The 25,970-nt window shown below is 57.5% G+C and carries 27 protein-coding genes and 1 riboswitch; of the genes, 20 read left to right on the top strand and 7 right to left on the bottom strand.

From position 1 onward, the window contains the following. Positions 1-252 precede the first annotated feature (252 nt). Positions 253-570 (top strand): YXWGXW repeat-containing protein, encoded by a 318-nt coding sequence (locus BM029_RS06385; RefSeq protein ID WP_092433718.1) that lies wholly within the window; start codon positions 253-255, stop codon positions 568-570. Positions 571-661: 91 nt separating this feature from the next. Here BM029_RS06385 and mnmC read toward each other — a convergent pair whose 3' ends face one another. Together mnmC and BM029_RS06375 are read right to left on the bottom strand one after the other, a co-directional pair. Next, a complete protein-coding gene (gene mnmC, locus BM029_RS06380; protein ID WP_244544937.1) occupies positions 662-2,503 on the bottom strand; it encodes an FAD-dependent 5-carboxymethylaminomethyl-2-thiouridine(34) oxidoreductase MnmC1 in 1,842 nt (613 codons plus the stop codon). 8 nt (positions 2,504-2,511) lie between these two features. Then, positions 2,512-3,447, bottom strand: a complete 936-nt coding sequence (locus BM029_RS06375; RefSeq protein WP_170851006.1) for a TraB/GumN family protein — start codon at positions 3,445-3,447, stop codon at positions 2,512-2,514. A 38-nt stretch (positions 3,448-3,485) separates the two neighbouring features. On the opposite strand from BM029_RS06375, the gene BM029_RS06370 reads away from it, so the two are divergent. The 7 genes from BM029_RS06370 to BM029_RS06340 all read left to right on the top strand — a co-directional run bounded on the left by BM029_RS06370 (position 3,486) and on the right by BM029_RS06340 (position 10,730). After that, positions 3,486-4,184, top strand: a complete 699-nt coding sequence (locus tag BM029_RS06370) for an HAD-IA family hydrolase (RefSeq protein ID WP_092413878.1) — start codon at positions 3,486-3,488, stop codon at positions 4,182-4,184. Positions 4,185-4,325: 141 nt separating this feature from the next. After that, positions 4,326-4,901, top strand: a complete 576-nt coding sequence (gene slmA / locus BM029_RS06365) for a nucleoid occlusion factor SlmA (protein WP_092433860.1) — start codon at positions 4,326-4,328, stop codon at positions 4,899-4,901. Positions 4,902-4,985: 84 nt separating this feature from the next. Continuing rightward, positions 4,986-6,158 carry an ABC transporter substrate-binding protein gene (locus BM029_RS06360; protein WP_170851005.1) on the top strand — a complete coding sequence of 391 codons (1,173 nt, stop codon included), beginning with the start codon at positions 4,986-4,988 and terminating at the stop codon, positions 6,156-6,158. Between the two features lie 22 nt (positions 6,159-6,180). Further along, positions 6,181-7,236, top strand: a complete 1,056-nt coding sequence (locus tag BM029_RS06355) for a branched-chain amino acid ABC transporter permease (protein ID WP_092433714.1) — start codon at positions 6,181-6,183, stop codon at positions 7,234-7,236. After that, positions 7,236-9,047 (top strand): branched-chain amino acid ABC transporter ATP-binding protein/permease, encoded by a 1,812-nt coding sequence (locus BM029_RS06350; protein WP_092433712.1) that lies wholly within the window; start codon positions 7,236-7,238, stop codon positions 9,045-9,047. Before BM029_RS06355 ends, BM029_RS06350 begins: the two co-directional genes overlap by 1 nt. Beyond that, a complete protein-coding gene (locus BM029_RS06345; RefSeq protein ID WP_092433710.1) occupies positions 9,040-9,804 on the top strand; it encodes an ABC transporter ATP-binding protein in 765 nt (254 codons plus the stop codon). Before BM029_RS06350 ends, BM029_RS06345 begins: the two co-directional genes overlap by 8 nt. A gap of 82 nt (positions 9,805-9,886) precedes the next feature. Continuing rightward, positions 9,887-10,040, top strand: a riboswitch (FMN riboswitch). A 153-nt stretch (positions 10,041-10,193) separates the two neighbouring features. Next, positions 10,194-10,730, top strand: coding sequence for a 6,7-dimethyl-8-ribityllumazine synthase (locus BM029_RS06340; RefSeq protein ID WP_092433708.1), 537 nt, complete (start codon positions 10,194-10,196; stop codon positions 10,728-10,730). 61 nt (positions 10,731-10,791) lie between these two features. Here BM029_RS06340 and BM029_RS06335 read toward each other — a convergent pair whose 3' ends face one another. The 5 genes from BM029_RS06335 to gpmA form a co-directional block, all read right to left on the bottom strand. After that, entirely contained in the window at positions 10,792-12,594 is a 1,803-nt protein-coding gene (locus BM029_RS06335) for an alkaline phosphatase D family protein (protein WP_092433705.1), read from the bottom strand. A 198-nt stretch (positions 12,595-12,792) separates the two neighbouring features. Beyond that, positions 12,793-13,551: a HesA/MoeB/ThiF family protein gene (locus tag BM029_RS06330; RefSeq protein WP_092433703.1), complete on the bottom strand. Its 759-nt coding sequence runs from the start codon at positions 13,549-13,551 to the stop codon at positions 12,793-12,795. A gap of 130 nt (positions 13,552-13,681) precedes the next feature. Beyond that, a complete protein-coding gene (locus tag BM029_RS06325; protein WP_092433700.1) occupies positions 13,682-15,202 on the bottom strand; it encodes a S41 family peptidase in 1,521 nt (506 codons plus the stop codon). Positions 15,203-15,205: 3 nt separating this feature from the next. Continuing rightward, a complete protein-coding gene (locus BM029_RS06320) occupies positions 15,206-16,654 on the bottom strand; it encodes a murein hydrolase activator EnvC family protein (RefSeq protein WP_092433697.1) in 1,449 nt (482 codons plus the stop codon). 80 nt (positions 16,655-16,734) lie between these two features. Further along, entirely contained in the window at positions 16,735-17,481 is a 747-nt protein-coding gene (gpmA, locus tag BM029_RS06315; RefSeq protein WP_092413868.1) for a 2,3-diphosphoglycerate-dependent phosphoglycerate mutase, read from the bottom strand. Between the two features lie 206 nt (positions 17,482-17,687). On the opposite strand from gpmA, the gene BM029_RS06310 reads away from it, so the two are divergent. From BM029_RS06310 to gspM, 12 genes are all read left to right on the top strand, one after another. Next, entirely contained in the window at positions 17,688-18,089 is a 402-nt protein-coding gene (locus BM029_RS06310) for a rhodanese-like domain-containing protein (RefSeq protein ID WP_092433694.1), read from the top strand. A gap of 57 nt (positions 18,090-18,146) precedes the next feature. Then, complete coding sequence (grxC, locus tag BM029_RS06305; protein WP_092433691.1) at positions 18,147-18,410, top strand: glutaredoxin 3; 264 nt, start codon at positions 18,147-18,149, stop codon at positions 18,408-18,410. A 180-nt stretch (positions 18,411-18,590) separates the two neighbouring features. After that, entirely contained in the window at positions 18,591-19,100 is a 510-nt protein-coding gene (secB, locus tag BM029_RS06300) for a protein-export chaperone SecB (protein ID WP_092433689.1), read from the top strand. 120 nt (positions 19,101-19,220) lie between these two features. Next, entirely contained in the window at positions 19,221-19,679 is a 459-nt protein-coding gene (locus tag BM029_RS06295) for an SH3 domain-containing protein (protein ID WP_092433687.1), read from the top strand. Positions 19,680-19,786: 107 nt separating this feature from the next. After that, entirely contained in the window at positions 19,787-20,803 is a 1,017-nt protein-coding gene (locus tag BM029_RS06290) for an NAD(P)H-dependent glycerol-3-phosphate dehydrogenase (RefSeq protein ID WP_092433686.1), read from the top strand. Positions 20,804-21,076: 273 nt separating this feature from the next. Further along, a complete protein-coding gene (gene gspG, locus BM029_RS06285; RefSeq protein WP_170851004.1) occupies positions 21,077-21,541 on the top strand; it encodes a type II secretion system major pseudopilin GspG in 465 nt (154 codons plus the stop codon). An 8-nt stretch (positions 21,542-21,549) separates the two neighbouring features. Next, positions 21,550-22,062, top strand: coding sequence for a GspH/FimT family pseudopilin (locus tag BM029_RS06280; protein ID WP_092433856.1), 513 nt, complete (start codon positions 21,550-21,552; stop codon positions 22,060-22,062). Beyond that, positions 22,063-22,461, top strand: coding sequence for a type II secretion system minor pseudopilin GspI (gene gspI, locus BM029_RS06275; RefSeq protein ID WP_092433683.1), 399 nt, complete (start codon positions 22,063-22,065; stop codon positions 22,459-22,461). Continuing rightward, the gene (locus BM029_RS06270) at positions 22,451-23,116 is read left to right on the top strand and encodes a PulJ/GspJ family protein (RefSeq protein WP_092433681.1); all 666 of its coding nucleotides are present in this window, start codon (positions 22,451-22,453) and stop codon (positions 23,114-23,116) included. Before gspI ends, BM029_RS06270 begins: the two co-directional genes overlap by 11 nt. Next, positions 23,113-24,090, top strand: a complete 978-nt coding sequence (gene gspK / locus BM029_RS06265) for a type II secretion system minor pseudopilin GspK (RefSeq protein ID WP_092433679.1) — start codon at positions 23,113-23,115, stop codon at positions 24,088-24,090. The genes BM029_RS06270 and gspK overlap by 4 nt, the downstream gene beginning before the upstream one ends. A gap of 14 nt (positions 24,091-24,104) precedes the next feature. Further along, positions 24,105-25,391, top strand: a complete 1,287-nt coding sequence (gspL, locus tag BM029_RS06260) for a type II secretion system protein GspL (RefSeq protein ID WP_244544935.1) — start codon at positions 24,105-24,107, stop codon at positions 25,389-25,391. Further along, on the top strand, positions 25,391-25,939 hold the full coding sequence (gene gspM, locus BM029_RS06255) for a type II secretion system protein GspM (RefSeq protein ID WP_092433675.1): 549 nt from the start codon (positions 25,391-25,393) through the stop codon (positions 25,937-25,939). The genes gspL and gspM overlap by 1 nt, the downstream gene beginning before the upstream one ends. Positions 25,940-25,970 lie beyond the last annotated feature (31 nt).

Genomic DNA, 25,970 nt, shown 5'->3' with positions numbered 1-25,970 from the left:
AGGTGGGGACAGTGTGTGGTCGCATTGCGGCTGCACTATCCCGCAATTATTTTTATAAAACGACAATGCCGTGTGGCAGGCCGCCATTTTACCTTAGCGGGAGCGGAATGGCAGTCCGGGCGCCCCTGCAAGCCAGCCAGGCTCTGGCCTGCCCTGTATCTTTTGGAAACACAAAATTACAAGTGCCGGTATTTTTGTAGCCTATATTTTAATCGTCACCAGATGTTCCTAAATGAATGAAGGAGGTATCTAATGAAGATCAAATCGATTTTATGCATCAGTTTGCTGACGCTAGGCGCCGGCATGATGACGCCGCTGACTCAGGTCCAGGCGGCAACCTATGTCGGGGTCCAGATCGGGCGGCCGCCACCGCCACGTTATGAAGTGGTGCCGCCACCACGCTACGGCTACGTCTGGGCGCCAGGATACTGGCGCTGGACCGGCCATCGCCACGTGTGGGTGGGCGGTGCATGGATGAGAGCGCGGCCAGGTTACCGCTATGTACCGCCACGCTGGGAACAAGGCCCGCGCGGCGACTGGCGGATGCGGCCATACCGGTGGGATCGGTAGGGTGGGCACCTGTGCCCACGCGTGACCTCAAATTCACCATAAGTTTTTGCGGCAACGCGTGGGCAAAAAAGCTTGCCCACCCTACTTCCCGTTATCGACCTGGCGGCTCACTTCGACGTTGTTTTTTCAATAAAAATCGCGCCGGATCGAGTGCTGCCGCCAGATCGGCTTCAATCGGCAACGGCTCTCCATTAAGTTGCGACACCAGCAATTCAGCCGCCAGCGGTGCCCATATCAAACCGCGCGAGGCGTAGCCAAGCAGGCTGTATAAGCCAGGAAAACGGGCCAGGTCTTTCAATTTCGCTTCGCGCACGGCACATGCACCGGTTTTATCCGGTAAGGCGCCAACCAAAGGCAGGCGATCGCTGGCGACACAGCGAAAGCCGACACGTCCGGCTAGCGGCAATGCCCCCGCCTGCCAGCCCGGCAAGATGTTGGCCAGGCGCGTCAGATTGTCGTCCTGGCTGTCCTGGCGCAGCGTCTGCTGCATATCCTTGTCATACGAAGCACCGGCGCTGCACAACCCTTCATAAGCCGGCGTCAGGTAGGCTTCGCCGCATATCACCGGTGCGATGGCTGGAACTTGCCCGGCTTTAATGTAGGTGATCTGGCCACGGATGGCCGTCAAGGGCAGATCTTCTGCCTGGGGAAACTGCAGGGCGTCACAGGCATTTGCCAGAATCACCACCGGTGCGCTGGCTATCTCGGTTCCGTGTTGATCGCGTATGAGCCAGCTGTCCTGCTTGCGTTCGAGTAGCGCCGCGTGCCGTCCAAAATGGGTTTGCAGGCGTTGGGTTTGCTGACGACTTATGCAGTCATCCAGCATCGCCTGGCACAGACTGCGCGGCTGTACCCAGCCGGCGGCGGGAAAGTACCAGCCACCGTCGCTGACCGGGCAGCCGGCGAGGTGGCTCGCTGCGGCCTGATCCAGCCACTGCGCATAGTCGGCGGGGTAGCGCCAAAAAGCTGCCAGTTGCTGCTGACCGTTAGCATGTTCGGCATCGCGCGCGATTTGCAGGACACCGCAGGCAGCGCCGGTAAAGGTTGTGCCTATGCCGCCCAGCCGGCGCCAGGCCTGCAGGGCAAACAGATAGGCGCTGCGGCTGAGGCGCGAACCGGGATTGTCGTCGCGCGACAGCACAGGCATGAAAATGCCAGCGATATTGCCGGAGGCTTGCTGTGCCGGCACCGCATGGCTTTCGATCAGGTCGACACTCCAGCCGCGTTGCACCAGGCGTTGGCAAGCGGCGCTACCGGCCAGGCCGGCGCCGATGATGATCGCGCGGCGGTCGCCATGGATAATTGCTGCTGCCGACCGCGCGGTAAAACGTGGCGCAAAACGGGCGCATGAAATGATTGAATGGGTGTCTGATTCAGACCTGTTATCGACGTCATTTTCAAACACGAATCCGGCTTGCTGCAATTGCTTGCGCGCCGCAGCTTCCAATCCGCAGATATCCAGGGTGGCATGCTGAGCAGCTAATTTTCCAAGGGTGCCTAGCGCAGCGACTGGCCAGGCTTTCCAGCTACGCCCGAGCATTTGGAAGGCGTCCACTTTAGCGACTATCTGACGCAAACACGCCGCGCCATCGCCGATCATCAGCGTCAGGACCAGTTGCTCATGTTGCAGGAAAATCCGATGAAACCCCGGCACCGCGGGTGGCCACGCGCTGCACAGTTCGGCGTACATGGCCTGCCATTCCGGAAATCTTTCCGCGGCTTGCTGCAGGTCGTGGAGTGCAGCAAGTTGCGGCAGCAGCGCCAGATAATGCAATTGCCGGGGACGTTGCGGATCGTCACGCCATGCTTGCCAGGCGGCGAAAAAATGTTCGCCGCTGCCGAATTCGCTATCGAGCAGCACGAAGCTGTCCCGCTCACGCCAATGGAGTGCAAGATCGGTATCGGTCGGCACGGTAACTGGATTCGGGATCAAGATGGCGGTTAATAAATGCGGGTTACCGTATAGCCGCGCTGTTGCAATATCGCCAGCACGCTGTCTTTACCCACCAGGTGCAGCATACCGATGCCGACGAAAGCATGCGGCGTCGTGCCAGCCAGTTTCTCGATGCCGCCGGCCAGGCCGGGATTACGCTCAACCAGCAAAGCGCGCTGCACGAATTTGCCGGTGAAAGTATCGTCGCTGGTCATTTCCGCCAGCATGGTGGTCAAGCCCTCGACATCGCCATTGCGCCACAGCGTGATCAATTGCATTGAACGTCGCGCTTTTTCCGGATCTTGTATTTCATCGATGCTGTCTTGCAGGAACTGGATCTGTTCAGTTGAAGTCAGCTTGCCCAGCAAGGACAATTGCTGTTCAGCGGTTTCCAGTTCAACCAGGGGTTTGTCGTGGCTTTTCGCAAAAGCCGCCAATGTACTGTCGACGCCATATTGCGGCAGGTAGCCTTGATAGGTGTATTCGCTGATACCCAGCACGGTCGCCAGCAGCCACGGTTTCATGTTTGCCAATGCGGCTGGGGTCAGGTCATATTTTTCCAGCAGCGGATTGAGCTGCTTTTGCAAAGGCTGCGGCAATTCCTTGGCCAGTGATTTGCCATCGGCGTAGATTCCGTATTTAGTCATCAGGGCGGATAGTCCCTGCGTATTGCCGGGGTCGATTTCCAACGCTACTGACGAAGAGTGTTGCAACGCTTGCAAGACTTTGTCGTCGAAGGGGTAAAAGTCGGCGCGGCCGACATGGATGGTGCCGAATACGTAGGCGCTTTGACCGGCGCGCTGTATCTTGAACAAGGCGCCACCCTGGCGCTCGGGCACAGCTCCGGCTTGCACTGCAGCGGGCTCGACAGAGTTGGCCTGGCCGGTCAGGGCAAGCAAGCTCAGCGGCAACCAGCACAATGTCACTATAATCTGACGAAGCACACTTTCTCCTTGGTAAAACAAATGCAATTCCCTGCACAATGGTAACGAATACTACAGCGCTCTGGCTGTTCGATCTGGACAATACCCTGCACAACGCATCGCATGCAATTTTTCCGGCGATTCACGACAACATGAACGCCTTCATGGCGCGCACGCTGGGCAGCGACGGCGTCGATGCCGATGCTGCCACGGTCAATGCCGCCCGCGAGTTCTATTGGCGGCGCTACGGCGCGACCTTGCTGGGCCTGGTCAAGCATCATCAGGTGCGGCCCGAGGATTTCCTACGCGAAGCGCACCGGTTTGACGATCTGCAGAGCATGATCCGGGCCGAACGCGGCTTGATCAATTTGCTCAAGCGCCTGCCGGGGCGCAAGATCCTGCTGACCAATGCACCGCTGCGTTACTCGGGCGACGTCATGCGTCACCTGCGCCTGCAGCGCCATTTCGGTAAACATATTTCAATCGAATCCATGCATGTCCACCGGCAGCTGCGGCCGAAACCGTCGCGCCACATGCTGCGCCAGCTGCTGGCAAGGGAAAAAATCCCGGCGCGACGCTGCATTTTGGTGGAAGACACGATTGCTACGCTCAAAGCGGCCAAATGGGTCGGCATGCGTACGGCCTGGGTTACGCAATACCTGGCTGACCAGTCAAATGTGATAAAGCGCCCCAAATACGTCGATGTCAAAGTAAAATCGGTGCGACAGCTAACCCGGAATCTGCACCGCTTGCGTTGAGGCGATTTGCTTACGTAGTGCGGAGCGGAGTAGAGCGGAAAGCGGCAGGGAAGCCGCGCTGTATTAACTGAATGACGCAACTGAAGCCGCTTGAGCAGGGAGCAAGCGCAGTTTTTTTCCATCATTACTAAAATAAAAATCATGGCAACTACCAAACCCGGCGAGCGCAAACTCCAGATTCTGCAGACCTTGGCCACCATGCTGGAACAGCCCAAGGGCGAAAAAATTACTACCGCCGCGCTGGCGGCCAGGATCGAAGTATCGGAGGCGGCGCTGTATCGGCACTTCGCCAGCAAGGCACAGATGTTCGAAGGCTTGATCGATTTTATCGAGAGCAGCGTCTTCGGCCTGGTCAACCAGATTACCGAACAACAGGAAAAAGGCTTGCATCAGGCGCAGGCGATAGCACTGATGCTGCTCAATTTTGCCGAACGCAATCCGGGCATGACCCGGGTCATGATCGGCGATGCGCTGATCAATGAGGATGAGCGTTTGCAATTGCGCATGAATCAATTCGTCGACCGCATCGAGCTGGCGCTGAAGCAGGCGCTGCGGATTGCGGCGTCGCAAGGGGACGCGAATGAAGCGGAAGCGGCATTGCGCGCCAACATACTGACCAGCTTCGTGCTGGGACGCTGGCAGCGCTTTGCCAAAAGCCGTTTCCACCATAAACCGGGCGACGACGCCGCGCAGCAGATTGCGTTGATGCTGGTCTGACGAACCAGGTAAGTAACTAACACTGGTTTAACCGACACCGAATCGATATTGATCGATGTCTTTACAAATAATGGAGCAGATTCAATGAAAAAAGCATGGTTGGGGACCACCCTTTCCGCAGTAATGACAGTAGCGCTGGCGACCGCCTACAGCAGCGCGATCGCGCAGATCAAGGTCGGCGTGAGTGTTTCCGCTACCGGGCCTGCAGCCTCGCTGGGCATCCCGGAAAAAAATACCTTTGCTTTGTTACCCAAAGAAATCGCTGGCCAGAAGGTGCAATACATCGTGCTCGACGATGCCACCGACAGCACTACAGCCGTCAAGAATGCACGCAAACTGATCAGTGAAGAAAAGGTCGACCTGCTGATCGGTTCGACCGCGGTTCCTGGTTCGCTGGCGATGAGCGACGTCGCCGCAGAGTCAGGCACACCGATGATTTCGATGGCAGCTTCGGCTTCGTTGATCGAGCCGGTAGACGCCAAGCGCCGCTGGATTTTCAAGACGCCGCAAAACGATTCGCACATGGCGACCGCGATCATCGCGCACATGGCCGATGCCGGTATCAAGAGCGTGGCCTTTATCGGCTTCTCGGATGCTTACGGAGAAGGCTGGTATCGTGAATTTTCCAAGCTGGCCGAGCTGCGCAAGATCAAGATTGTCGCCAACGAGCGCTTCGCCCGTAACGACACTTCGGTCACCGGGCAAGTGCTGAAGATGGTCAGCGCCAATCCTGACGCGATCCTGATCGCCGGCGCCGGCACCCCGGCAGCACTGCCGCAAAAGACATTGAAGGAGCGCGGTTACAAAGGCAAGATTTATCAGACCCACGGTGTCGCCAATAACGACTTCCTGCGCGTCTGCGGCAAGGATTGCGAAGGCACCTTCCTGCCGGCCGGACCATTGCTGGTAGCCGAGCAGCTGCCGGACAGCAATCCCGTCAAGAAATCCGCCATGGCTTATCGTAGCGCCTACGAAAAGGCTTACGGCGTTGGTAGTATTTCGACCTTCGGCGGACACGCCTGGGATGCGGGCATGTTGCTCGGTGCCGCCGCACCGTCAGCGCTGAAGAAGGGACATCCGGGTACCCCGGAATTCCGCGCTGCGTTGCGTGACGCTATCGAAGCCATCAAGAATCTGCCGGTATCGCAAGGCATCGTCAACATGAGCCCGACCGATCACGTCGGTTTCGATCAGCGTTCGCGCGTGATGGTAGAGATTGTTAACGGCAAGTGGAAACTGATAGGCGCTGCGCAGTAAAGTAACGCAGTAAAATAAATCTATGGATCTTTCAATTGCCGCCATCCTGGCTCAGGATGGCATCACCAGCGGTGCTGTATACGCACTGCTGGCATTGGCGCTGGTGCTGGTATTTTCGGTAACCCGCGTCATCTTTATCCCACAGGGTGAATTCGTTGCCTTCGGCGCCTTGACGCTGGCGGCAATTCAGGCCGATAAATTTCCCTTGTCGGCGACACTGCTGGTAGTGCTTGGCATACTCAGTTTTATCCAGGAAGCTGCGACCGTGGCGTTCGGCCGCAGCGGCGAAAACCGAAAAATCCGGCAGATCGGCGTGGCGCTGCTGAAGTTCGTGCTGTTGCCTGTGGCGATCTATGCTGTCACTCGCTGGTACGGCCATGCTGCCCTGGCGATGCCATTGCAAGTCCTGCTGACTCTGTTGATCGTTGTGCCGATGGGGCCGATGATTTACCGGCTGGCATTCCAGCCTCTGGCGGAAGCCAGCACACTGGTCTTGCTGATAGTGTCGGTGGCGGTGCATTACGCTTTGATCGGCATCGGCCTGCTGATGTTCGGCGCCGAAGGTTCGCGCACCACGCCGTTTTCCGATGCACGTTTCGAGATCGGTGGCTTGACCATTTCCGGACAGAGCTGCGTGATCATTGTCGTCTCGCTGTTATTGATTATTGCGCTCTACCTTTATTTTGAACGCACCTTGTCCGGCAAGGCTCTGCGCGCCACGGCCGTCAACCGGCTCGGTGCGCGCCTGGTTGGCATCGGCACCACGCAGGCAGGGCGCCTGGCATTCACGCTGGCTGCCGCGTTAGGAGCATTGTGCGGCATCCTGATCGCACCCTTGACCACCGTGTATTACGACAGTGGTTTCCTGATCGGCCTGAAAGGTTTTGTCGGCGCCATCATCGGCGGCCTCGGCAGTTATCCGATTGCCGCTGCCGGTGCATTGCTGGTGGGTTTGCTGGAATCGTACTCCTCGTTCTGGGCCAGTGCGTTCAAGGAAGTCATCGTGTTTACGCTGATCATCCCGGTGCTGTTATGGCGTTCGCTGACCAGCAAGCATGTGGATGAGGAGGATCAGTGATGCATAAATCTTTCCCTTTCTCCTTTAGTAATGTGGCCTTGATTGGTTTCGTGGCGATCCTGGCCTTGCTGCCGATCTTGCCGACGCCGGAATTCTGGATCACCCTGGCCAACTACATCGGGCTGTATGCGATTGTGGCGTTGGGCCTGGTGCTGCTGACCGGAGTGGGTGGACTGACTTCTTTCGGCCAGGCTGCTTTTGTCGGCCTGGGTGCGTATTCCACGGCTTATCTGAGTACTCAGTTCGGACTGTCGCCGTGGCTCGGCTTGCTGGCCGGCTTGTGCGTGACGACACTGGCGGCGCTGGCGATCGGCGCGATCACCATGCGTTTGTCCGGTCACTATCTGCCGCTCGGCACAATCGCCTGGGCGCTGTCGCTGTATTTCTTGTTCGGCAACCTGGAGTTCCTCGGTAAATACGATGGCTTGAATGGTATCCCTGCGCTTAATCTGTTTGGCATCGATCTCGACAACGGCCGGAAGATGTTTTACCTGATTTGGGCGATCCTGCTGGTGGCGCTGATCGGCTTGCAGAACTTGTTGAACTCACGCTCCGGCCGCGCTATCCGCGCGCTCAATGGCGGCGCCGTGATGGCCGAAGCAATGGGCGTCAACACGACCTGGATAAAGGTACTGATCTTTGTGCTGGCGGCATTGCTGGCAAGCGTCTCCGGCTGGTTGTATGCGCATCTGCAACGGTCGGTAAGTCCGACCCCGTTCGGCCTCAACGCCGGCATTGAATACTTGTTCATGGCGGTGGTGGGCGGCGCCGGTTATGTGTGGGGCGCGATTCTCGGATCGGCTCTACTGACCTTGCTGAAAGATCAGCTGCAATCGCTGCTGCCGAAACTGCTGGGCGCCAACGGCAATTTCGAAACCATTGTGTTCGGTATCCTGATGTTGCTGTTGCTGCAGCGCGCACGCGACGGTTTGTGGCCGTATCTGCGCAGATGGATGCCAGGCAAACCGACAGCGCTGGCGCCGCAAACGGCTGCAGCATTGCCTGTCCGAGCCAAGCATGCGGATGCCGACGTGGTGCTGGAAATCGAGAAAGCGCGTAAGGAATTCGGTGGCCTGGTGGCGGTCAACGACATGAGTTTTAGTGTCAAAGCGGGAGAAATCGTCGGCTTGATCGGTCCCAACGGAGCCGGTAAATCGACCATGTTCAACCTGGTGACGGGCGTCCTGCCTTTGACCAGCGGCTCGATCAAGTTCCGTGCCCAGAGCGAATTGCAGCGCATCTCCGGATTGCCGTCACGCCAGATCGTCGCACGTGGCATTGCCCGCACCTTCCAGCATGTGCGGCTGATGAGCAGCATGACGGTGCTTGAAAACGTCGCCATCGGCGCGCACCTGCGGAATCATCGCAACGATGTGATCGGCATTGCGCGCAGCCTGTTGCGGCTCAATCGCGGCGAAGAACAGACCTTGCTGTTTGAAGCGAAAAAACAACTTGAGCGCGTCGGCCTCGGGCACTTGCTGTATGAAGAAGCTGGCAGCCTGGCGCTCGGTCAGCAGCGAATTCTGGAAATTGCCCGCGCACTATGTTGCGACCCGACCCTGTTGTTGCTGGACGAACCGGCGGCGGGTTTGCGTTATCAAGAGAAGCTGGCGCTGGCAGATTTGCTGCGCAAGCTGAAGGCGGAAGGGATGAGTATTTTGCTGGTAGAGCACGATATGGATTTTGTCATGAACCTGACGGATCATCTGGTGGTGATGGAATTCGGCAGCAAGATCGCACAAGGTTTGCCGGCTGAGATTCAACAGGACCCGGCAGTACTGGAAGCCTATCTGGGAGGCATCGATGAATAATGCTGCCGCCAATCCAACACTAGTGCTCGATGTAGTTGACCTGCATGTCGCTTACGGCAAGGTCGAGGCTTTGCATGGTGCTAGCTTGCAGGTTGGGGCCGGTCAGATAGTGACGGTGATCGGCCCCAACGGCGCCGGAAAATCGACCATGCTGAACGCGATCGCCGGCGCTATGCCGAACAACGGCAGCATGCGCGGCAAGGTTCGCCTGCTCGGCCAGGATCTCGACGGCGTGGCGATCGAAACACGGGTCGCGCGCGGCATGTGCCTGGTGCCGGAAACGCGCGAGCTGTTTGCCAGCATGACGGTGCAGGATAATCTGCTGCTGGGCAGCTACCGCCGCTACAAGGCCGGTGACCGTGCTTATGCCGACCAGATGACGGTGGTCTACGACTTGTTCCCGCGCTTGCAGGAACGGCGCAAGCAGCAGGCTGGCAGCCTGTCCGGCGGCGAACGGCAAATGCTGGCGCTTGGACGGGCGTTGATGGCCAAACCGCAATTGCTGATGCTGGATGAACCTAGTCTCGGCCTGGCGCCGCTGATCGTGAAAGAGATATTCCACATCATCGTGCGCTTGAAACAGACTGGTGTAGCCATTTTGCTGGTCGAACAAAACGCGCGTGCTGCATTGCAGGCTGCCGACTATGCCTACGTGCTGGAAACCGGCGATATGGTATTGCAGGGACCAGCTGCAGAGTTGGCGCACGATCCTAAAGTGATCGATACCTATCTCGGACTGGCGAAGAAAGCCGGCTGACACTGCGCTGGCGGGATTTGGGCGGCTTCTGCAAGGCCGCCACTTCTGTGATAAATTCTCCTCTCGCTCAGTAAATCGAGCGAAACGTTCTCAGGGCGGGGTGCGATTCCCCACCGGCGGTAATTGCGTGCAATGCGCATAGCCCGCGAGCGCTTGTTGCGGTATCCGCGGCAAGGTCAGCAGACCCGGTGCGATCCCGGGGCCGACGGTATAGTCCGGATAAAGAGAGAACAGGTTGCGCAGTAGTTGTCAGAAATTCATCAGAGTCTTCTGCTGAGGCAGCGGCAGCGCCGTTGTCGCCGGTCGGCGATGCTGATGGGCTTCGTATAAGTTCTCGCTTCCTTTCGATCCAACACGCCCTGTTTTATTTTCTAAACAGGAGTCTTCAAATGCAACAGCAACACAATCAAGCAGTCGATATCAAAACAAAAACACCTGGCGCCGCTACCGGTGAGCGCATCGCTTTCATCCAGGCGGGTTGGCACCGTGACATTGTGGATCAATGCCGGATCGGCTTCATTGCCGAAATCGCCAAAGCCGGTTATGCCGAGCAAGACATCGATTTCTTCGAAGTCGCCGGGGCTTTCGAAATTCCCTTGCATGCGAAATTGCTGGCCAACAGCGGCCGATACGCTGCTGTCGTAGCTACCGGTCTGGTGGTGGACGGTGGCATCTATCGCCATGAATTCGTGGCGCAGGCAGTCATCAATGCCCTGATGCAAGTACAACTGGAAACCTCGGTGCCGGTATTGTCGGCAGTATTGACGCCGCATCATTTCCACGCCGGCGAAGAACACCACAAATACTTCTTCGAACATTTCCTGGTGAAGGGAGCGGAAGCTGCCCGCGCTTGTGCCGACGTCATCCAGAAATTGCGTGTCCTGAAAGCTGTGCCGCCTGCTGTACGTGCTTTGCATAGCGCTTGATGAAGTAACTTGCTATCGCCCACAGCAAACCATGGCGGGCAATAGCGAAGTTGAAACCTGATCAGACGTTATCTTCAATCTGCGGCGTAGTCGATCCCTTGGCCAGCGTGATACGGGTTCGCTTCAACAGAGCCTGCGGCGGCGCACTGCCATCCGCGGCGAGCGGTTTCACTTTATTGAACACCACCACAATGCTGTCGTTGGTTACGGTGGCTGAGGCATAGCCTTGGGCATCGTGGTCGACGTAGGCGAAGTCGGGATTGAAACCCTTCAGCAGGCTGTCGAAAATCTGCGGCGTCTGGACCAGGGCGCCGAGCAGGGGATTGACTACCGCAGCGCCCGATTTGATGTAGTTGTAGAACGACTGGCTGCTGATGCCGGCCGTCAAAAAATCCACCAACACCGGGGTGCTGCTCAGATCGGCTGGATTGGTGCGCACTACGCCGCACTGGAATGCATGCAGATCGCCGGTGATGGCCACCACATTCTTGATGTTTTGCGTATTCAGATAAGACAGCAGTTCTGCCTTGTGGCTGGGGTAACCGTCCCATGAATCGCAATTGATCACATACAACTGGTTGTATGGCGGCGGAATGCCCAAGGCCGGTGGGGTCAGGTCGGCCCACATGCGGCTCAACATGATTTCGTTGCCCCACACTTTCCAGGTCGCATCCGAATTTTTCAACGTATCTTTCCACCATTGCGTTTGCGTGGGGCCGAGTATCGACGGTGACCGTCCCAATTTGGCGGTTTCCTGGGCTTCCATTTGCTGCAGGACCGGTTGCGGTACGAAGTAGCGCGAGCCAATCGAATCGTCGCCGTTGACCGGATCGTGCCCCGCCTGGAGTGCCACGGATTGCTCGCTGACGATATGGTCGTCCCGGTACAGGCGTTCGTCGGTCATCACCAGATGCATCAGCTGGCCGAAACGGAAATCGCGATAGATGCGGATGTTCTGGTAACTGGTGTTGTTCAGATCGAACGACAGGTCGCCGAAATCGATAGGCGTGTACTCGGCCCAAGCCTGGGTGGCGCTGCGCCGGCGCGCCGTTTCCTGTTTGTTTTGATTGGTGTAGACCTGATGATCCTGCCAGCAGTCATCGGAAAATTCATGATCGTCCCAGATCGCAATCACCGGGAATTTATGATGAATGCTTTGCAGGCGGGCATCGGTCTTATAGGTGCGATACAGCGTGCGATAGTCGTTGACTGTGTTGGCATACACGCCGCCGCCGGGGTGCGCCAGGCCATCCGGTATGGTGATCGGCTTGTGTGCCGGCTCCACGCCGCCGGCCTGGAATGCGGCGCCCACGGTTTCATAGATGTAGTCGCCGACATGCACTACGAAATCCAAATTTTCCTGCGCCAGCAACGACATGGCTTGCCAGTGGTTAACCGACCAGTCCTGGCAAGTGAACCAGGCGAAGCGCACCTGGCTGTTGCTGGCTGTCGCGAGCGGCGCGGTTTTGGTCTGGGCGATTACGCTGACGTCGCTGCCGGCGGTAAAGCGGTAGTAATAGACGGTGTCCGGCTTGAGTTGCGTTACTTTGGCGCGCACCGTGAAATCGTAGTCGGCGATGGCGCTCAGGTTGACTTGTGCAGCCAGAGAGGAAAAATCCGAGGCGGCCGACACTTCAAGGCGCACGGCGATCGGGTTGGCAGCGGCGGCGCCGTTGGTCCGCACCACGCGGCCCCAGAACACCACGCTGCTATCTTTCGGATCGCCGGAGGCAATTCCTTGAGGAAAAGAAAAATCCCCCACGCCGCCATCACTGGTACTGCCACCGCAAGCACCCAATATTCCAGACGTTGCTGCAACCACCGTAAAAAATGCCGAGCCTTTCAGAAACTGCCTGCGCTTCATCTTCTTGTCCCCCGATTATGGTTATTCGATGGCTATCGCGACACTTGGTGACGCGACAACAAACCGTAATCTAAGGTACGGGCGGTCATTGCGGGAAGGAAAATCTGTTAATCAGAAGAAATACACTAAAATGCACGCGCACTATAATTCACCCGTTACGGCATCAACAATGCCGCGCGCCGGAAGTGGATTTTTGATTCAGGGATGATGGCGTTTGCCGCATACCGTGCAGCTCGCATCGCGGGCGACGCCGATGCGGGTCCATTCCATGCTGCGGGCATCCAGCATCAGCAGGAATCCGGACAATGAAGTGCCGATACCGGCAATCAGCTTGAGCGCCTCCGCGGCCTGCATGCTGCCAATGATACCCACCAACGGCGCGAACACACCCATGGTGGAGCAGGCTATTTCTTCGAACTCCCGGTCTGGCGGGAACAGGCAGGCGTAGCAGGGCGAGCTGGCGTCGCGGGAGTCGAATACGCTGATCTGGCCGTCGAACCGGATTGCTGCACCGGAGACCAACGGCACCTGATGCGCGACACAGGCGTGGTTGATGGCCTGCCGCGTTGCGAAGTTGTCGCTGCAGTCGATGACTACATCGGCATCGCTGATCAACTGAGAGAGACGCGCTTCGTCAGCGCGTTCGGCTAATGCGATGACCTGGATATCAGGATTGATTTGCGTCATGGCAGTCTTGCCGGAACTGACCTTGGCTTGGCCGACGCGCTCGCTGGTATGCAGGATTTGCCGCTGCAGATTGGTGAGGTCGACGCTGTCGTTATCCACCAGTGTGATGCGGCCGACCCCGGCCGAAGCCAGATACATCGCCACCGGCGAGCCGAGACCGCCGGCGCCGATGATCAGCGCATGCGCCGCCAGGATTTTTTCCTGGCCGTCTATATCGATCTCATCAAGCAGGATGTGGCGCGAATAGCGGAGTAATTGCTGGTCGTTCATAGGACGCTGTCAAATAGATAAAACTGGTTTCCGAAAATTTCACCGCGACGTCAGGCAAGCGCCCGGGGCCATCGCTCGGGACCATAAAAAAGGCCGCATCGCTGCGGCCTTAGTGTAGCGTGAAAAACGATTATTTTTTCTCGTTCTTCATCAGGTCCTTCTTGATGACGCCGTCCTCGGCTGGCACTGGCTTGTCATCTTTGGTTGCCCTGCCGTTCTTATCGTCCTTGTCGGTTTCCGAGCGGATCTCCGGTTTCACCTTGGACACTTGCACCGGCAGGCCCTTCAACTGGTTCAACGCCTGTGCCAGCTGGAAGTCGTCTTTGCTACCGAACTCCAATGGCTTGCGTTTCTTTTCAGCGGCAGCAATGCGCTGCGCTTCTTCCAGTTCGTCGACCTTAGGCGTAGTGACTTCAGGACCCTTGTCGGTATCGTTGCTCAGATGCTTGGTCAGGTCGGCTTCGCGCAGGCGCAGGCCGTTCAAGCCGTCACCATCGGCATATTCATCCACCATCACGTCCGGCACGATGCCTCTGGCTTGAATCGAGCGGCCGTTCGGCGTGTAATAACGGGCGGTGGTCAGCTTGACTGCGGTATTGCGGTCCGGCGGCAACGCGATTACCGATTGTACCGAACCCTTGCCGAAGGTTTGCGTGCCCATGATGGTGGCGCGCTTATAGTCTTGCAGGGCGCCGGCCACGATTTCGGATGCCGAGGCGGAACCGGTGTTGACCAATACCACCATCGGTACTTTCTTCAGCGCTTCAGGCAGGCGCGCCAGCGGATCATTGCCTGGATTGGCGTAATACTCGCGCTTGGCGTAGAACGAGGCTTTCGAGCTTGGCAACTGGCCGTTGGTGGTGACCACTACCGAATCCTTCGGCAGGAATGCGGCGGAAACGCCGATCGCGCCCGGTAATACGCCGCCCGGATCGTTACGCAGATCCAGCACCAGACCTTTCAGGTTCGGTTCTTGCGCATAGATGGTGGCAATTTTCTTCGCCATGTCGTCGACTGTCGGTTCCTGGAACTGGGTCACGCGCAACCAGGCATAACCCGGCTCAACTACTTTCGCCTTCACGCTCTGGACACGGATTTCCTGGCGCAGGATGCTGAAGATCAATGGCTTGTCTTCATCCTTGCGCGAGATGGTCAGGGTGATCTTGGTGTTGGGCTCGCCGCGCATGCGCTTGACTGCCTGATCCAGCGTCAGGCCCTTGACCGGGGTGGCGTCGAGGCGGGTGATCAGATCGCCTGACTTGATGCCGGCGCGGTAGGCCGGAGAATCCTCGATCGGCGATACCACCTTGATGTAACCGTCTTCCATGCCGACTTCGATGCCGAGGCCGACAAATTTGCCTTGGGTGCTCTCGCGCAACTCTTTGTAGGCCTTCTTGTCCAGATACGCGGAATGCGGGTCGAGCGAGGCCACCATGCCGGAAATGGCTTCGGTCAGCAACTTTTTATCGTCGGCAGGTTCGACATAATCGGACTTGATCAGGCCGAAAACATCGGACAGTTGCCGTAATTCCTCCAGCGGTAATGGCGCTGCAGCGCTTTTCTGTGCAATCGCATCGAACTGGATGGAGGCGCCTATTCCCGCTATGACGCCTAAGCTGATTAGACCGATATTCTTGAGTTTACTGCCCATGTTTCACCTAGTAGTTACCCATCCGAGTGGGTCAAACGCACGGCCTTGATGCCGAATTTCAAAGTATAAACCTGATTGCTCATTACCGCCGCTGTTGCCGGCACTGGCAATCACGTCGCCGGTTTTGACCGCATCTCCGGGACGCTTCAATAATGCCTGATTATTACCGTAAATTGTCATGTACTGATTGCCGTGGTCGACAATGATCAGGTTGCCGAAGCCGCGTAGCCAGTCGGCGAAGACAACCCGGCCAGCGGCAACTGCCTTCACTTCGCTACCTTCCGGAGTGCGGATAAACAAACCTTTCCAGCTCGGGCCGTCGCCGCGCTTGCTGCCAAAGCGTGCCATGACGTCGCCGCGCACCGGTAGCCTGAGCTGGCCGCGCAGGGAGTCGAACGGCTTGCCGTAGGCGCTATCGGCTTCGGGGGTCAGCTCGTTGCGGGCCAGTGGCGTTGGTGCCGGGGGCGGCGTTGCTGCTACCGGCGGCGGCTGATCGTCGTCGATCGCATCCGGGTTAGGTACCTTCGGCCCCGCCTGGCCAGGCGGGGCCTGGTTATCGGTGGCAGGCGGTTTCCTGGCCTGGTTGGCAAGCTGGCGCTGTTGTTCAAGCTGGCGCTGGCGTTCAAGCGCTGCCTGGGCCTTGGCTGCAGCTTGCGCCAGCTGTTGCTGACGTAGTTTCTCACGGGCCGCCGCCGCTGCAGCATCGGCTTTCTTTTGGTTTTCGATCAGTTGCGCCAGCTTGTCGACCAGACCTGACAAGCGTTGATCGTCGCGTTGGATATTGCCGGCTTCTTTGCGCTGGCTAACCAGCTTGCTGGAAAGCTGGGTCAGCAGGGTAGCGCGCTTGGCCTTTTCTTTTTCCAGCAGATTCTTTTGATCGCGCTGCTCCTGGGCAATTTCGTCCAGGTCATCCTTGGCATCCTGGGCTTCGGTCTGATTGGCTTCCACAGCAGCCAGATTGGCGCGTAGCGCCTCCAGCAGCTTGACTTGCGCCTGCGATACGTAACCCATGTATTGCAGATCGCGATTAATGCGATTCGGGTTATCGCCCGACAGAAGCAGCTTGATGCGGTCTTCATTGCCGGCAACATATTGCTGGCGCAGCAAGTTGGCTAGCTGTGTTTGCTGCAAAGCCACGGTTTTGCTCAAATCATCGTGCTGCTTCGCCAGCTTGGCCAGCCTGGCTTCGGTTTGCTGTTGTTCTGTGCCGAGATCGCGCAAAGAGCGGGTGGCCTTGGAAACTGCTGCTTCGGAGTCTGCCAGGGCGTCGCTGGCGTTGTCTTTCTCGGTTTCCGTCTGGCTGATGTCGCGCTTGAGGTTGTCCAGTTTTTGGCGCAGGTCGGCACGCTGCGCTTCTGCCGCTTGCTTTTGCTTGCTGCGCTCAGTGATTTTGGGGGCGGCATTGGCGCCAGCCGGCAGTGCTGCTGCCAGCAAAAGCGCCAGCGCCAACAGCCACGCTGATGGCGCTTGGCCAATGGCGTGACTGGATTTACTACAGGTCAGGAGCTTCAGGAGCCTACCCAGCGAGATATTTATTTCGCTTTCCCCTGGCTGGCGACGGCGTTCATTGCCGCTGCTATCGCTGCCTGGTCGCCAAGGTAGTAGCTCTTGATCGGCTTCAGATCGGCGTCCAGTTCGTAGACCAGCGGCTGGCCATTGGGAATGTTGAGGCCGACGATATCCTGGTCGCTGATGCCGTCCAGCATTTTGATCAGGGCGCGCAAGCTATTGCCGTGGGCCGAGATGATGATGCGCTTGCCGCTACGGATGGCCGGGGCGATTTCATCATTCCAAAATGGCAACACACGCGCTACCGTATCTTTCAGGCATTCGGTCAGCGGGATTTCTTCGCGCTTCAAGCCGGCATAGCGCGGATCGTTATAGGAAGTGCGCGGATCGTCTGCATCCAGCGGCATCGGCGGCGTGTCGTAGCTGCGACGCCACACCATGACCTGTTCGTCGCCGTATTTGGCAGCCGTTTCCGCCTTGTTCAAGCCTTGCAGCGCGCCATAGTGACGTTCGTTGAGACGCCAGTGGTGCCGGACCGGCAGCCACATCAGGTCCATTTCGTCGAGCGTGCCCCACAGGGTACGGATGGCGCGCTTCAATACGGAAGTGTAAGCCAGGTCGAAAGTGAAGCCGGCTTGTTGCAGGAGCTGGCCGGCCTGACGGGCTTCGGCCACGCCTTTTTCGGTCAGGTCGACATCGACCCAGCCGGTGAAGCGGTTTGCCAGGTTCCAGGTGGATTCGCCGTGGCGCATAAGTACGATTTTGTACATGGTATATTTGCTATTTGCTAAGAGTAAGAAATCTGTTGTCCGCCATTGGAATTCAACTAAGGGCGCCCCATGTAGGCGACTGTGTATATAAAGCAAGCGCGGAGCGCAAAGGCTTTAAGGTTTTTAAACCGGGACCTGATACGAATTGAATGGCGCCTCAGCTTCTATTTTATAATGGCGGGATTAACTAATACCATTGGATCACTGTGAAATTCTTGATTGATAACATTTTTCTGCTTGCAGTAGCAATTTTGTCAGGTGGCGCGCTGTTGCTGCCTTTGTTGCAAAAACGCGGTAACCGGGTCTCCACCTTGCAGGCTACCCAGCTGATCAACCAGGGTAAAACGCTGGTGCTGGATGTCCGTGACAGCGTTGCTTTCGCCGCAGCTCACCTGATCGATGCCAAAAATATTCCCTTGAAAGACTTGCCGCAACGCATTGCTGAACTGGACAAGTTTAAAGCAAAGAACGTGTTGGTAGTGTGCCAGACCGGCAACCAGTCGGCCAAGGCCGTTGCGCAACTGGCGCAGGCCGGTTTCACCCAGGCCTATAACCTGGAAGGCGGTATCGCCGCCTGGCAGACTCAGGGTTTGCCTACCGTCAAATAATGCAGCCGGGATCCATCGCAGGATCCGGCCAGCAGAAGGAAAGTACAAGGAACAATCATGACTGCCCAAGTAGTAATGTATAGCACCGCAGTGTGCCCGTATTGCATTCGCGCCGAGCAATTGCTGAGGGCAAAAGGCGTGGAAAATATCGAAAAAATCCGGATTGATCTCGATCCGGCACAGCGCGACACGATGATGCAAAAGACCGGACGCCGCACGGTGCCGCAAATTTATATCGGCGAAACCCATGTCGGCGGCTTTGACGACTTGCATGCGCTCGATCGTGATGGCAAGCTTGAGCCCCTGCTAAGAAGCGTCTGATAAGCATCTGAAAAACGTCTGATTTTCGGCCGCCGGATTTCAGCAACTAATTCTCGGCAACGGATTTTCGTCAATTTGCCGGCGATTCAGGTATTGTTGCAGACTGTCCTAGCGACTTTAAGAACCGGCCAGATGGCAGTGTTTGTTATCTGGCTAATTTAAATTAACTGAAAGAGTGTCATGGCTGAAGAGAATCAACAAGTTGAACAACCACAACCGGTGTTCCAGATTCAACGCGTTTACCTGAAAGATTTGTCGCTTGAGCAACCGAATTCGCCGGCCATTTTCCTCGAGCAAGATGCTCCGCAAATCGAAGTAGCGGTAGATGTCGGCGCTGAAGCGCTGGCTGAAGGCATTTTCGAGTCGACCGTTACGGTTACCGTCACTGCCAAGGTGAAAGACAAGGTAGCGTTCCTGGTTGAAGGCAAGCAAGCCGGTATTTTCGAGTTGCGCAACATCCCGACCGAACAACTGGATCCATTGCTCGGCATCGGCTGCCCGAACATCGTTTATCCTTATCTGCGCGCCAATCTGGCAGACGCTATCACTCGTGCTGGTTTCCCGCCGATTCACCTGGCCGAAATCAACTTTGAAGTGTTCTACCAACAACGTCTGCAAGCACTGGCCGAGCAAGCGCAAAAGGGCAGTGGCGATAGCATCGCGGTTGACGGTACTACAGCGATTAATTAATTTCGCACAGCAAGCAGGGTGGATCGACGGTGTTTTGCCTTGCCTGGCGTCAAATAAATGGCGGCGGGCATGAGCGGCGCTGCCCACCCTGGACGTTTTACCGCAACTGGAGAGCAATAGATGAATTTTGCACGCGTAGCGGGCTCTACCGCTTTGTTGCTGGCAAGCTTGCTCGGTGTCGCCGGTTCTGCCCATGCACTTGACTTCAAGTCGGTCGGTGCGGCGCCGGTGGTGCTATACGATGCGCCATCTGAAAAAGGCCGGCGGGTAGCAGTTGCCCCGCGTGGCATGCCGGTCGAAGTAGTGTTGACTTACGGCGAATGGACCAAGGTGCGTGACGCCAGCGGTGATTTGTCGTGGCTGCAGTCCAAAGGGCTGGTCGCCAAGCGTAATCTGCAAGTCAGCGTCGCCAACGCCAAGATCCGGGCTAATCCGGACGATGCAGCAGCCGTCGCATTTACTGCCGACAAGGGTGTGTTGCTGGAATTGGTTGATCCGGTGGCGTCCGGCTGGGCCAAGGTACGTCATCGCGATGGCCAGACCGGCTATGTGAAGGCGACTGAAGTATGGGGCGACTAAGGGGGTGACCAGGTTTTGTGTCTCGCCGATTTTTTTTTACTCGTTTTCCACACGTTTGGTAGCCGCCCGTGCCTCCTGAATCCACCATCCCATCCATGCATTCACCCATGAGCATTACCGTACTCGGAGCCGGCGCCTGGGGTACCGCGCTGGCGATTGCATTGGCCCAGCGCCACAATGTGCTGCTATGGGGACGTAACCCGGACACCATGGCTGCGGCAGCCGCACAGCGCGAAAATGCCGCGTATCTCCCCGGTTTTACCTTGCCGGACACGTTGACTGTCAGCGCCGATTTTGCGCAGGCAATCGCGCATGTGACTACCGATGCCAAGGCGAGCCAGAGCGAAGCATTGCTGATCGTCGCTTCGTCAGTTGCGGGTTTGCGCGAACTGGCACAACAGTTGCAGGCTTTTCCTATCCCGAATATCGTTTGGCTGTGCAAGGGCTTTGAAGAAAGCACCCGTTTGCTGCCGCATCAAATTGTGCGTCAGGTGCTGGGCGATGCGATTCCGGCAGCGGCGCTGTCCGGTCCGTCTTTTGCGCAGGAAGTCGCGCGCGGCTTGCCTTGCGCCTTGTCGGTGGCGAGTGTCCATGCGGGATTGTGCGAGCAGGTGGTGGCGGCGGTTCACGGCGGCAATATCAGAGTTTATTCCACTGACGACCTGGTCGGCGTCGAAGTCGGCGGTGCGGTCAAGAATATCCTGGCGATTGCCACCGGCGTCGCCGACGGCCTTGGCCTTGGCTTGAATGCGCGGGCTGCCTTGATTACCCGCGGCCTGGCAGAAATTACACGGCTTGGCGTCGCTCTCGGCGGCCGCACTGAAACCTTCATGGGTTTGTCCGGCGTTGGCGATTTGATTCTGACCTGTACCGGTGATCTGTCGCGCAATCGCAGGGTAGGGCTAGGCCTGGCGCAAGGCAAACCGCTGGCATCCATCGTGACCGAACTTGGGCATGTCGCCGAAGGTGTGCGTTGTGCCGCTGCTGTGCGTGCCTTGGCGCAGGAGTGCGGGGTCGAGATGCCGATCACTAACGCGGTGGCCGGGGTCTTGTTCGATGGCGATTCGTTGCGGACGGTGATGGAACTGCTGTTATCGCGCAATCCGCGTGAAGAAGCGGCCTGAATCGTCAGACAAGCCACTGCTGTTTATCTGGTGTTTACTTGCTGTATTACTAGCTGTACGACTAGTTATTTTACGAATTAAGCACGACGATGCAATGCCGTCGCGTGTTTGAAGTAGTATCATTTCTTTGTGTCAAACCAGTGACAAAACCTGGATAGATGCGTCAAACAAAATTAAGTGTGACTTTGTGTATTTCTCATGCTTGTAAGCAAGGAATGCGGCATATAATCGCCCTTTCCAAACATGCTCATGGTTTTTTTGATAAGGAAAGAAATGCATAGCACAATGTTCCCTACCGTTCGACGCCGCTCTACGCTTGCGGTGCAACGCGGATTCACACTGATTGAAATCATGGTGGTGGTGGTGATCATGGGGATTCTGGCTGCTTTGGTAGTACCCAAGCTGATGGGGCGTACCGACGATGCGCGGATTCAAGCCGCGCGCCAGGACATCGGCACCTTGATGCAATCGCTCAAGCTCTACAAGCTGGACAACCAGCGTTACCCGACCACCGAACAAGGTTTGCAGGCGCTGGTCACTAAACCAACCAGCGGTCCGGCCGCCAATGGCTGGAAAAGCGGCGGTTATATCGACAAACTGCCTAAAGATCCTTGGGGCAATCCTTATCAATTCCTGTCGCCTGGCATCAAGGGCGAAGTGGACGTATTCTCGTATGGCGCCGATGGTCAGCCGGGTGGTGAGGGCAACGACGCCGACATCGGCTCGTGGGATCTGTAATGTTTGTAATGGCGCATCGCAATTTGCGCCGATTCAAAGGCGCTACCGTTGGTACCGTTACGCGCAATGGTTTTACCTTGCTGGAGTTGCTGGTAGTGATCGTCATTGCCGGCATCACCTTGGGTGCCGTCTCGCTCAACGCTTTTCATAGTGATCGCCAGGTAATACAGAACGATGCACAACGGATTGCGTTGCTGCTGCAATTGACGCGTGAGGAAGCCATCTTGCGCAATCGTCCCACTGCTTTCGAGGCCGACGCCAATAGCTACCGTTTCCTGGTGCGTGAAGAAAACGGCTGGCAGCCTTTGGCGCAGGACGCCATGCTGCGGCAACGTGATTTCAACCGGTCGCCAATGCAGCTTTCCATGAATCCGGCACCGACCGAGACTGCAGCACCGAATACGCTGCGCATTACATTTGGCCGCGAGCCGGTCGACAAACCATTTGCGCTTACCTTGGCCAACGGCGACAACAGCGTCGTCATTCGCGCCGACGGCATCGGTCATTTCTCGGTCGAATAAATGCCTATCCTGCGTGTGCTTCCTCGTCGCCATAGTACAAGTGCAGGTTTCACCTTGCTGGAAGTGCTGGTGGCGCTGGTCATTGTCGGCACTGCGCTGGGCGCCAGCTTGCGGGCGGTCGGCAGCCTGACGCAAAACAGCAGCGGCTTGCGCGCCGCCATGATGGCGACCTGGTCGGCGGAAAACAGGTTGACGCAAATCCGTCTCGGGCATGAATGGCCCGGGATCGGCAATCGTTCCTTCGATTGCCCGCAAGGCGACTTGCCATTGCATTGCGAAGAGCATGTATCCGGTACGCCTAACCCCTACTTTCGGCGGGTTGAGATATCGGTATTTGACAACGCCAATTCGGAGCGACGCATAGTCAACCTGTCGCAGGTGGTGCCGAATGCGCGTTAACAGCATGTTGAAAAAAGGCGCGTCCGGTTTTACCCTGGTCGAAATGATTATTGCCATCACCATACTGGCGATGGTGGCGATACTTGGCTGGCGCGGGCTTGACGGCATTGTACGGTCGCGCATCGCGTTGACTAATGAAATGGAACAAACGCGTGGCATGCAATTGACGTTTGCGCAACTGCAAAGCGATTGTGCGCACATCGCGCCCGTCAGCCTGATGTCGGCGCGTCCCACCCTGCTGGCTACACCGGGGCGTTTGCTGATGGTGCGGCTGGTGTTTGCCGAGCAGCAGCCGACGCGTGTCCAGATAGTCGATTACCGTTTGCGCAACGGCCAGCTAAGGCGGCAGGAATCGGCGCCGACGCGCGACTTGAATGTGCTCGATACCATGTGGCAGAGCGCCCTCGACGATGCCGCTGATGACAACGCGAATAGCCAGTCGGTGCTGTTGCAATCTGATATCGCCAGCATGCAGATGCAGTTGTGGGGCAGCGATGGCCAGGGCTGGCGGCCTGCAGCCGCTGCCAATACCGGCAACCAGGACACCAGCAGTGTCAACACCAACGCCAACCATTGGACCGGTTTGCAAGTCGCTTTGCAACTGCGCGGCCACGATAACACCATGGTCAAGACTTTCCTGCTGGGGGCGTCATGAGCAAACCGTTGCAGAGGCGATGCGCGCAACGCGGAGTCGCGGTGGTGACGGCCTTGTTGCTGACGACATTGGCGATAACCATCGTCGCCAGTTTGTTTTGGCAACAGCAAGTGCAGGTGCGCTCGATTGAGAATCAGCGCCTGCATTTGCAGAGAGACTGGATCATGCGCGGCGCGCTGGATTGGGCCAGCATGATTTTGCGCGCCAACGCCAGGCAGTTCAACTATGACCACCTGGGCCAACCGTGGGCCACTCCCTTGGCCGACACGCGCCTGGATCAATATGCCGAAGATGGCCAATCTGCCGACGCCGCCGGTGACGCCATTCTTTCCGGCAGCATTATCGATGCCCAGTCGCGCTATAACCTGAATAACCTGAGTCTCAATGGCATCCCCGTTCCGGATGAGGTGGCAAACTTCAAGCGTCTGCTAGGTTATTTACAGCTGCCAATCGGCCTGGCTACAGCTGCCGCAAAAGCCATCGCCGACAGTCAACCCGTCACGGCGCCCGCCGGACAGCAGACTGCCGCAAAATCGGGCAGCGGTACGTTGCCCATGCTGCAGGTAAACGATCTGCTGTCGGTACCTGGCTTCACGCCGGATATCGTACGTAAATTACAAGATTATGTGGTGATCCTGCCTTTGGCCGGTGCTGCTACCCCGATCAATGCGAATACAGCATCAGCAGAAGTACTGGCCGCCTATTTCGACAACTTGTCGTTGCCCGAGGCCAATACGGTGGTAGAGATGCGGCGTACTGCGCCATTTCGCGATACGACCCCTGTACAGGCCGTAATGGGAAACCGGCTGGGGAAGACATTTTCGCCAACGGCAAAAATAGGACCCTCCAGCAATTTTTTTTTGGTGTACGGCAAAATTCGCATGGGTCGCGCTGCACTTAATACCGTATCCTTGATACAGCGCACCGCCAACAACCGCGCCAGCAGCGAAATCGTGTGGATTAGAGAACAATAAATGGAAGACACGTTTTGAGTACCTTATTTATTCGCTTACCCGCCCGGGCCACGCTCGACAGCGCGGCAACGGTCGCCATGCCCGATTGCCGCTTCGCGCTGGTAGCCGATAGCGGCCGCATTGAACGCCAGGGAGTTGAGCAGCTATCCGGTTTGGCCGAAACCATCGCCGCCGCCGCTCGCGTGGTGTTGATACTGGCCGCTGCCGACGTCAACCTGTTGCAATTACAGGTCCCGCCGCTATCCGACGCCAAGCTGAAAATGGCGTTGCCGAATCTGGTGGAAGAACAACTGCTGGTCGATCCCTTCGACTGCGTGATCGTCGTCGGCCGCAAGCGCAATGGTGCTGCAGAGACTGCAAATAAGCTGCGCCTGATCGCCGTGGTGCAAAGAGACTGGCTGGAGTTGTTGGTCAAAACCCTGCTGGCGCTGGGCGCCCGCAATCTGCAGGCGTGGCCGGCCCAGCTGTGCCTGCCCTTGCGCGAACCGGAAACGGCAGTCGCCGCCATTACCGATCACGGCGGTGATATCGATGTCGCAGTGCGTATCTCCGCAGAGCAGGGCATAGGCTGGTCTTTATCGCCTGCTTCGGGACAGTCGGTGGCGCAGGAGGTACTGGACGGCGTCGCGGCCATCTTGCCGCAGCAGTCAATCATCTTGTATGTGCCGCAATCCAGCCTGGCGCTATATCAGGACCTCGAACAAGGGCAAGGAAAAACAACGGTGCTGGCCGACGACTGGTCGCACTGGATTACGGGCGCAGAGGAACTGCCCCGTAGTGGCATGGATTTGATGAACGGCCTGACGGCAAGCGCGGCCGGGACCGAGTTCAGCTGGCGCCGCTGGCGCTGGCCGCTGAGGTTGGCGGCAGCTTTGTTGTTGGTAAATATTGTTAGCCTGAATTACGACTGGTTGCGCATGCGGCACGAAGCCGCCAGCCTGCGTGCCGGCATGATGCAGAGTTATCGTGCGGCCTTCCCGAAAGAAACCGTGATCGTCGATCCGATCGCGCAGGCCAAACAAAAGATCGCTGCCGCACAACGTGATGGCGGCCAGCTCGCGGCGGATGATTTCCTGGCACTGTCGGCGGTCGTCGGCGCCGCCTGGGCCGGATCGCCGCAGAGTGCGGACAGCACGGCGATCAGCAGCCTCGAATATCGCGACCACCATTTGCTGGTACGTTTGAAAAATGCCGCTGATGCCGACGCGGCGGAAGCGCAAGTCAAGAGCGCACTGGAGAGTAGCCAATTAACGCTGAGCAAGCCGGCTACCGGCGTGTGGCAAATCGGAGGTCGCAAGTAATGCAAGCAACGTCGACAAGTAATCCGATACGGCAAACCTGGCAAAAAATCAGTACGCCGCTCAGCCTCTATTGGGCGCAGAGGAATCAGCGCGAACAACGCTTGCTGGCTACCGCTGGAGCATTGATCCTGATCGCCGTGATTTATCTGCTCTTGCTGGATCCGGCGCTGAGCGGGCGCGCCCGCTTGCAAAAAGACTTGCCGGCGCTACGCCAGCAAGCCGCCGAATTGCAAGCCCTGACCGCCAAGGCAATCTCCTTGTCCGGCCAACAGGCAGAGCGGCCAGCGTCGCCACTCACCAAAGAGGCGGTTGAGACGGCATTGAAAAGCAAGGGGCTGAATCCGCAAAGTGTGGTGCTCAATGGCGACATGGTGAAAGTCCAGTTATCGGCGGTAGCGTTTGCCGGCTTGCTGGACTGGCTCGACGAAGCGCAAAAAACCGCACATTGGCAAGTAGTCGACGCCAATGTCACTGCACCGGGCGGAACCAATGCGCAACCGGGTATTGTCAATGCCACGGTCACCTTGTGGCAGCAAAAGCATGAGTAATGGCTTCGCCAATGGCCACGCCAATGGCTTC

Origin of the sequence: Collimonas sp. OK607, assembly GCF_900111995.1 — a bacterium.
Lineage (GTDB): Bacteria > Pseudomonadota > Gammaproteobacteria > Burkholderiales > Burkholderiaceae_D > Collimonas.
The sequence above is the reverse complement of the archived record's forward strand: the minus strand, read 5'-3'. Positions and strand labels throughout refer to the sequence as shown.

Coding starts and splice junctions, on each gene's coding strand:
- BM029_RS06325 (WP_092433700.1), bottom strand. CDS start 15,202: ATGGGCAGTAAACTCAAGAATATCGGTCTAATCAGCTTAGGCGTCATA.
- BM029_RS06290 (WP_092433686.1), top strand. CDS start 19,787: ATGAGCATTACCGTACTCGGAGCCGGCGCCTGGGGTACCGCGCTGGCG.
- secB (WP_092433689.1), top strand. CDS start 18,591: ATGGCTGAAGAGAATCAACAAGTTGAACAACCACAACCGGTGTTCCAG.
- gspM (WP_092433675.1), top strand. CDS start 25,391: ATGCAAGCAACGTCGACAAGTAATCCGATACGGCAAACCTGGCAAAAA.
- BM029_RS06345 (WP_092433710.1), top strand. CDS start 9,040: ATGAATAATGCTGCCGCCAATCCAACACTAGTGCTCGATGTAGTTGAC.
- BM029_RS06295 (WP_092433687.1), top strand. CDS start 19,221: ATGAATTTTGCACGCGTAGCGGGCTCTACCGCTTTGTTGCTGGCAAGC.
- slmA (WP_092433860.1), top strand. CDS start 4,326: ATGGCAACTACCAAACCCGGCGAGCGCAAACTCCAGATTCTGCAGACC.
- grxC (WP_092433691.1), top strand. CDS start 18,147: ATGACTGCCCAAGTAGTAATGTATAGCACCGCAGTGTGCCCGTATTGC.
- BM029_RS06370 (WP_092413878.1), top strand. CDS start 3,486: ATGGTAACGAATACTACAGCGCTCTGGCTGTTCGATCTGGACAATACC.
- BM029_RS06355 (WP_092433714.1), top strand. CDS start 6,181: ATGGATCTTTCAATTGCCGCCATCCTGGCTCAGGATGGCATCACCAGC.
- BM029_RS06280 (WP_092433856.1), top strand. CDS start 21,550: ATGGCGCATCGCAATTTGCGCCGATTCAAAGGCGCTACCGTTGGTACC.
- BM029_RS06335 (WP_092433705.1), bottom strand. CDS start 12,594: ATGAAGCGCAGGCAGTTTCTGAAAGGCTCGGCATTTTTTACGGTGGTT.
- gpmA (WP_092413868.1), bottom strand. CDS start 17,481: ATGTACAAAATCGTACTTATGCGCCACGGCGAATCCACCTGGAACCTG.
- BM029_RS06350 (WP_092433712.1), top strand. CDS start 7,236: ATGCATAAATCTTTCCCTTTCTCCTTTAGTAATGTGGCCTTGATTGGT.
- BM029_RS06330 (WP_092433703.1), bottom strand. CDS start 13,551: ATGAACGACCAGCAATTACTCCGCTATTCGCGCCACATCCTGCTTGAT.
- BM029_RS06270 (WP_092433681.1), top strand. CDS start 22,451: ATGCGCGTTAACAGCATGTTGAAAAAAGGCGCGTCCGGTTTTACCCTG.
- BM029_RS06340 (WP_092433708.1), top strand. CDS start 10,194: ATGCAACAGCAACACAATCAAGCAGTCGATATCAAAACAAAAACACCT.
- gspG (WP_170851004.1), top strand. CDS start 21,077: ATGCATAGCACAATGTTCCCTACCGTTCGACGCCGCTCTACGCTTGCG.
- gspI (WP_092433683.1), top strand. CDS start 22,063: ATGCCTATCCTGCGTGTGCTTCCTCGTCGCCATAGTACAAGTGCAGGT.
- BM029_RS06385 (WP_092433718.1), top strand. CDS start 253: ATGAAGATCAAATCGATTTTATGCATCAGTTTGCTGACGCTAGGCGCC.
- gspK (WP_092433679.1), top strand. CDS start 23,113: ATGAGCAAACCGTTGCAGAGGCGATGCGCGCAACGCGGAGTCGCGGTG.
- BM029_RS06360 (WP_170851005.1), top strand. CDS start 4,986: ATGAAAAAAGCATGGTTGGGGACCACCCTTTCCGCAGTAATGACAGTA.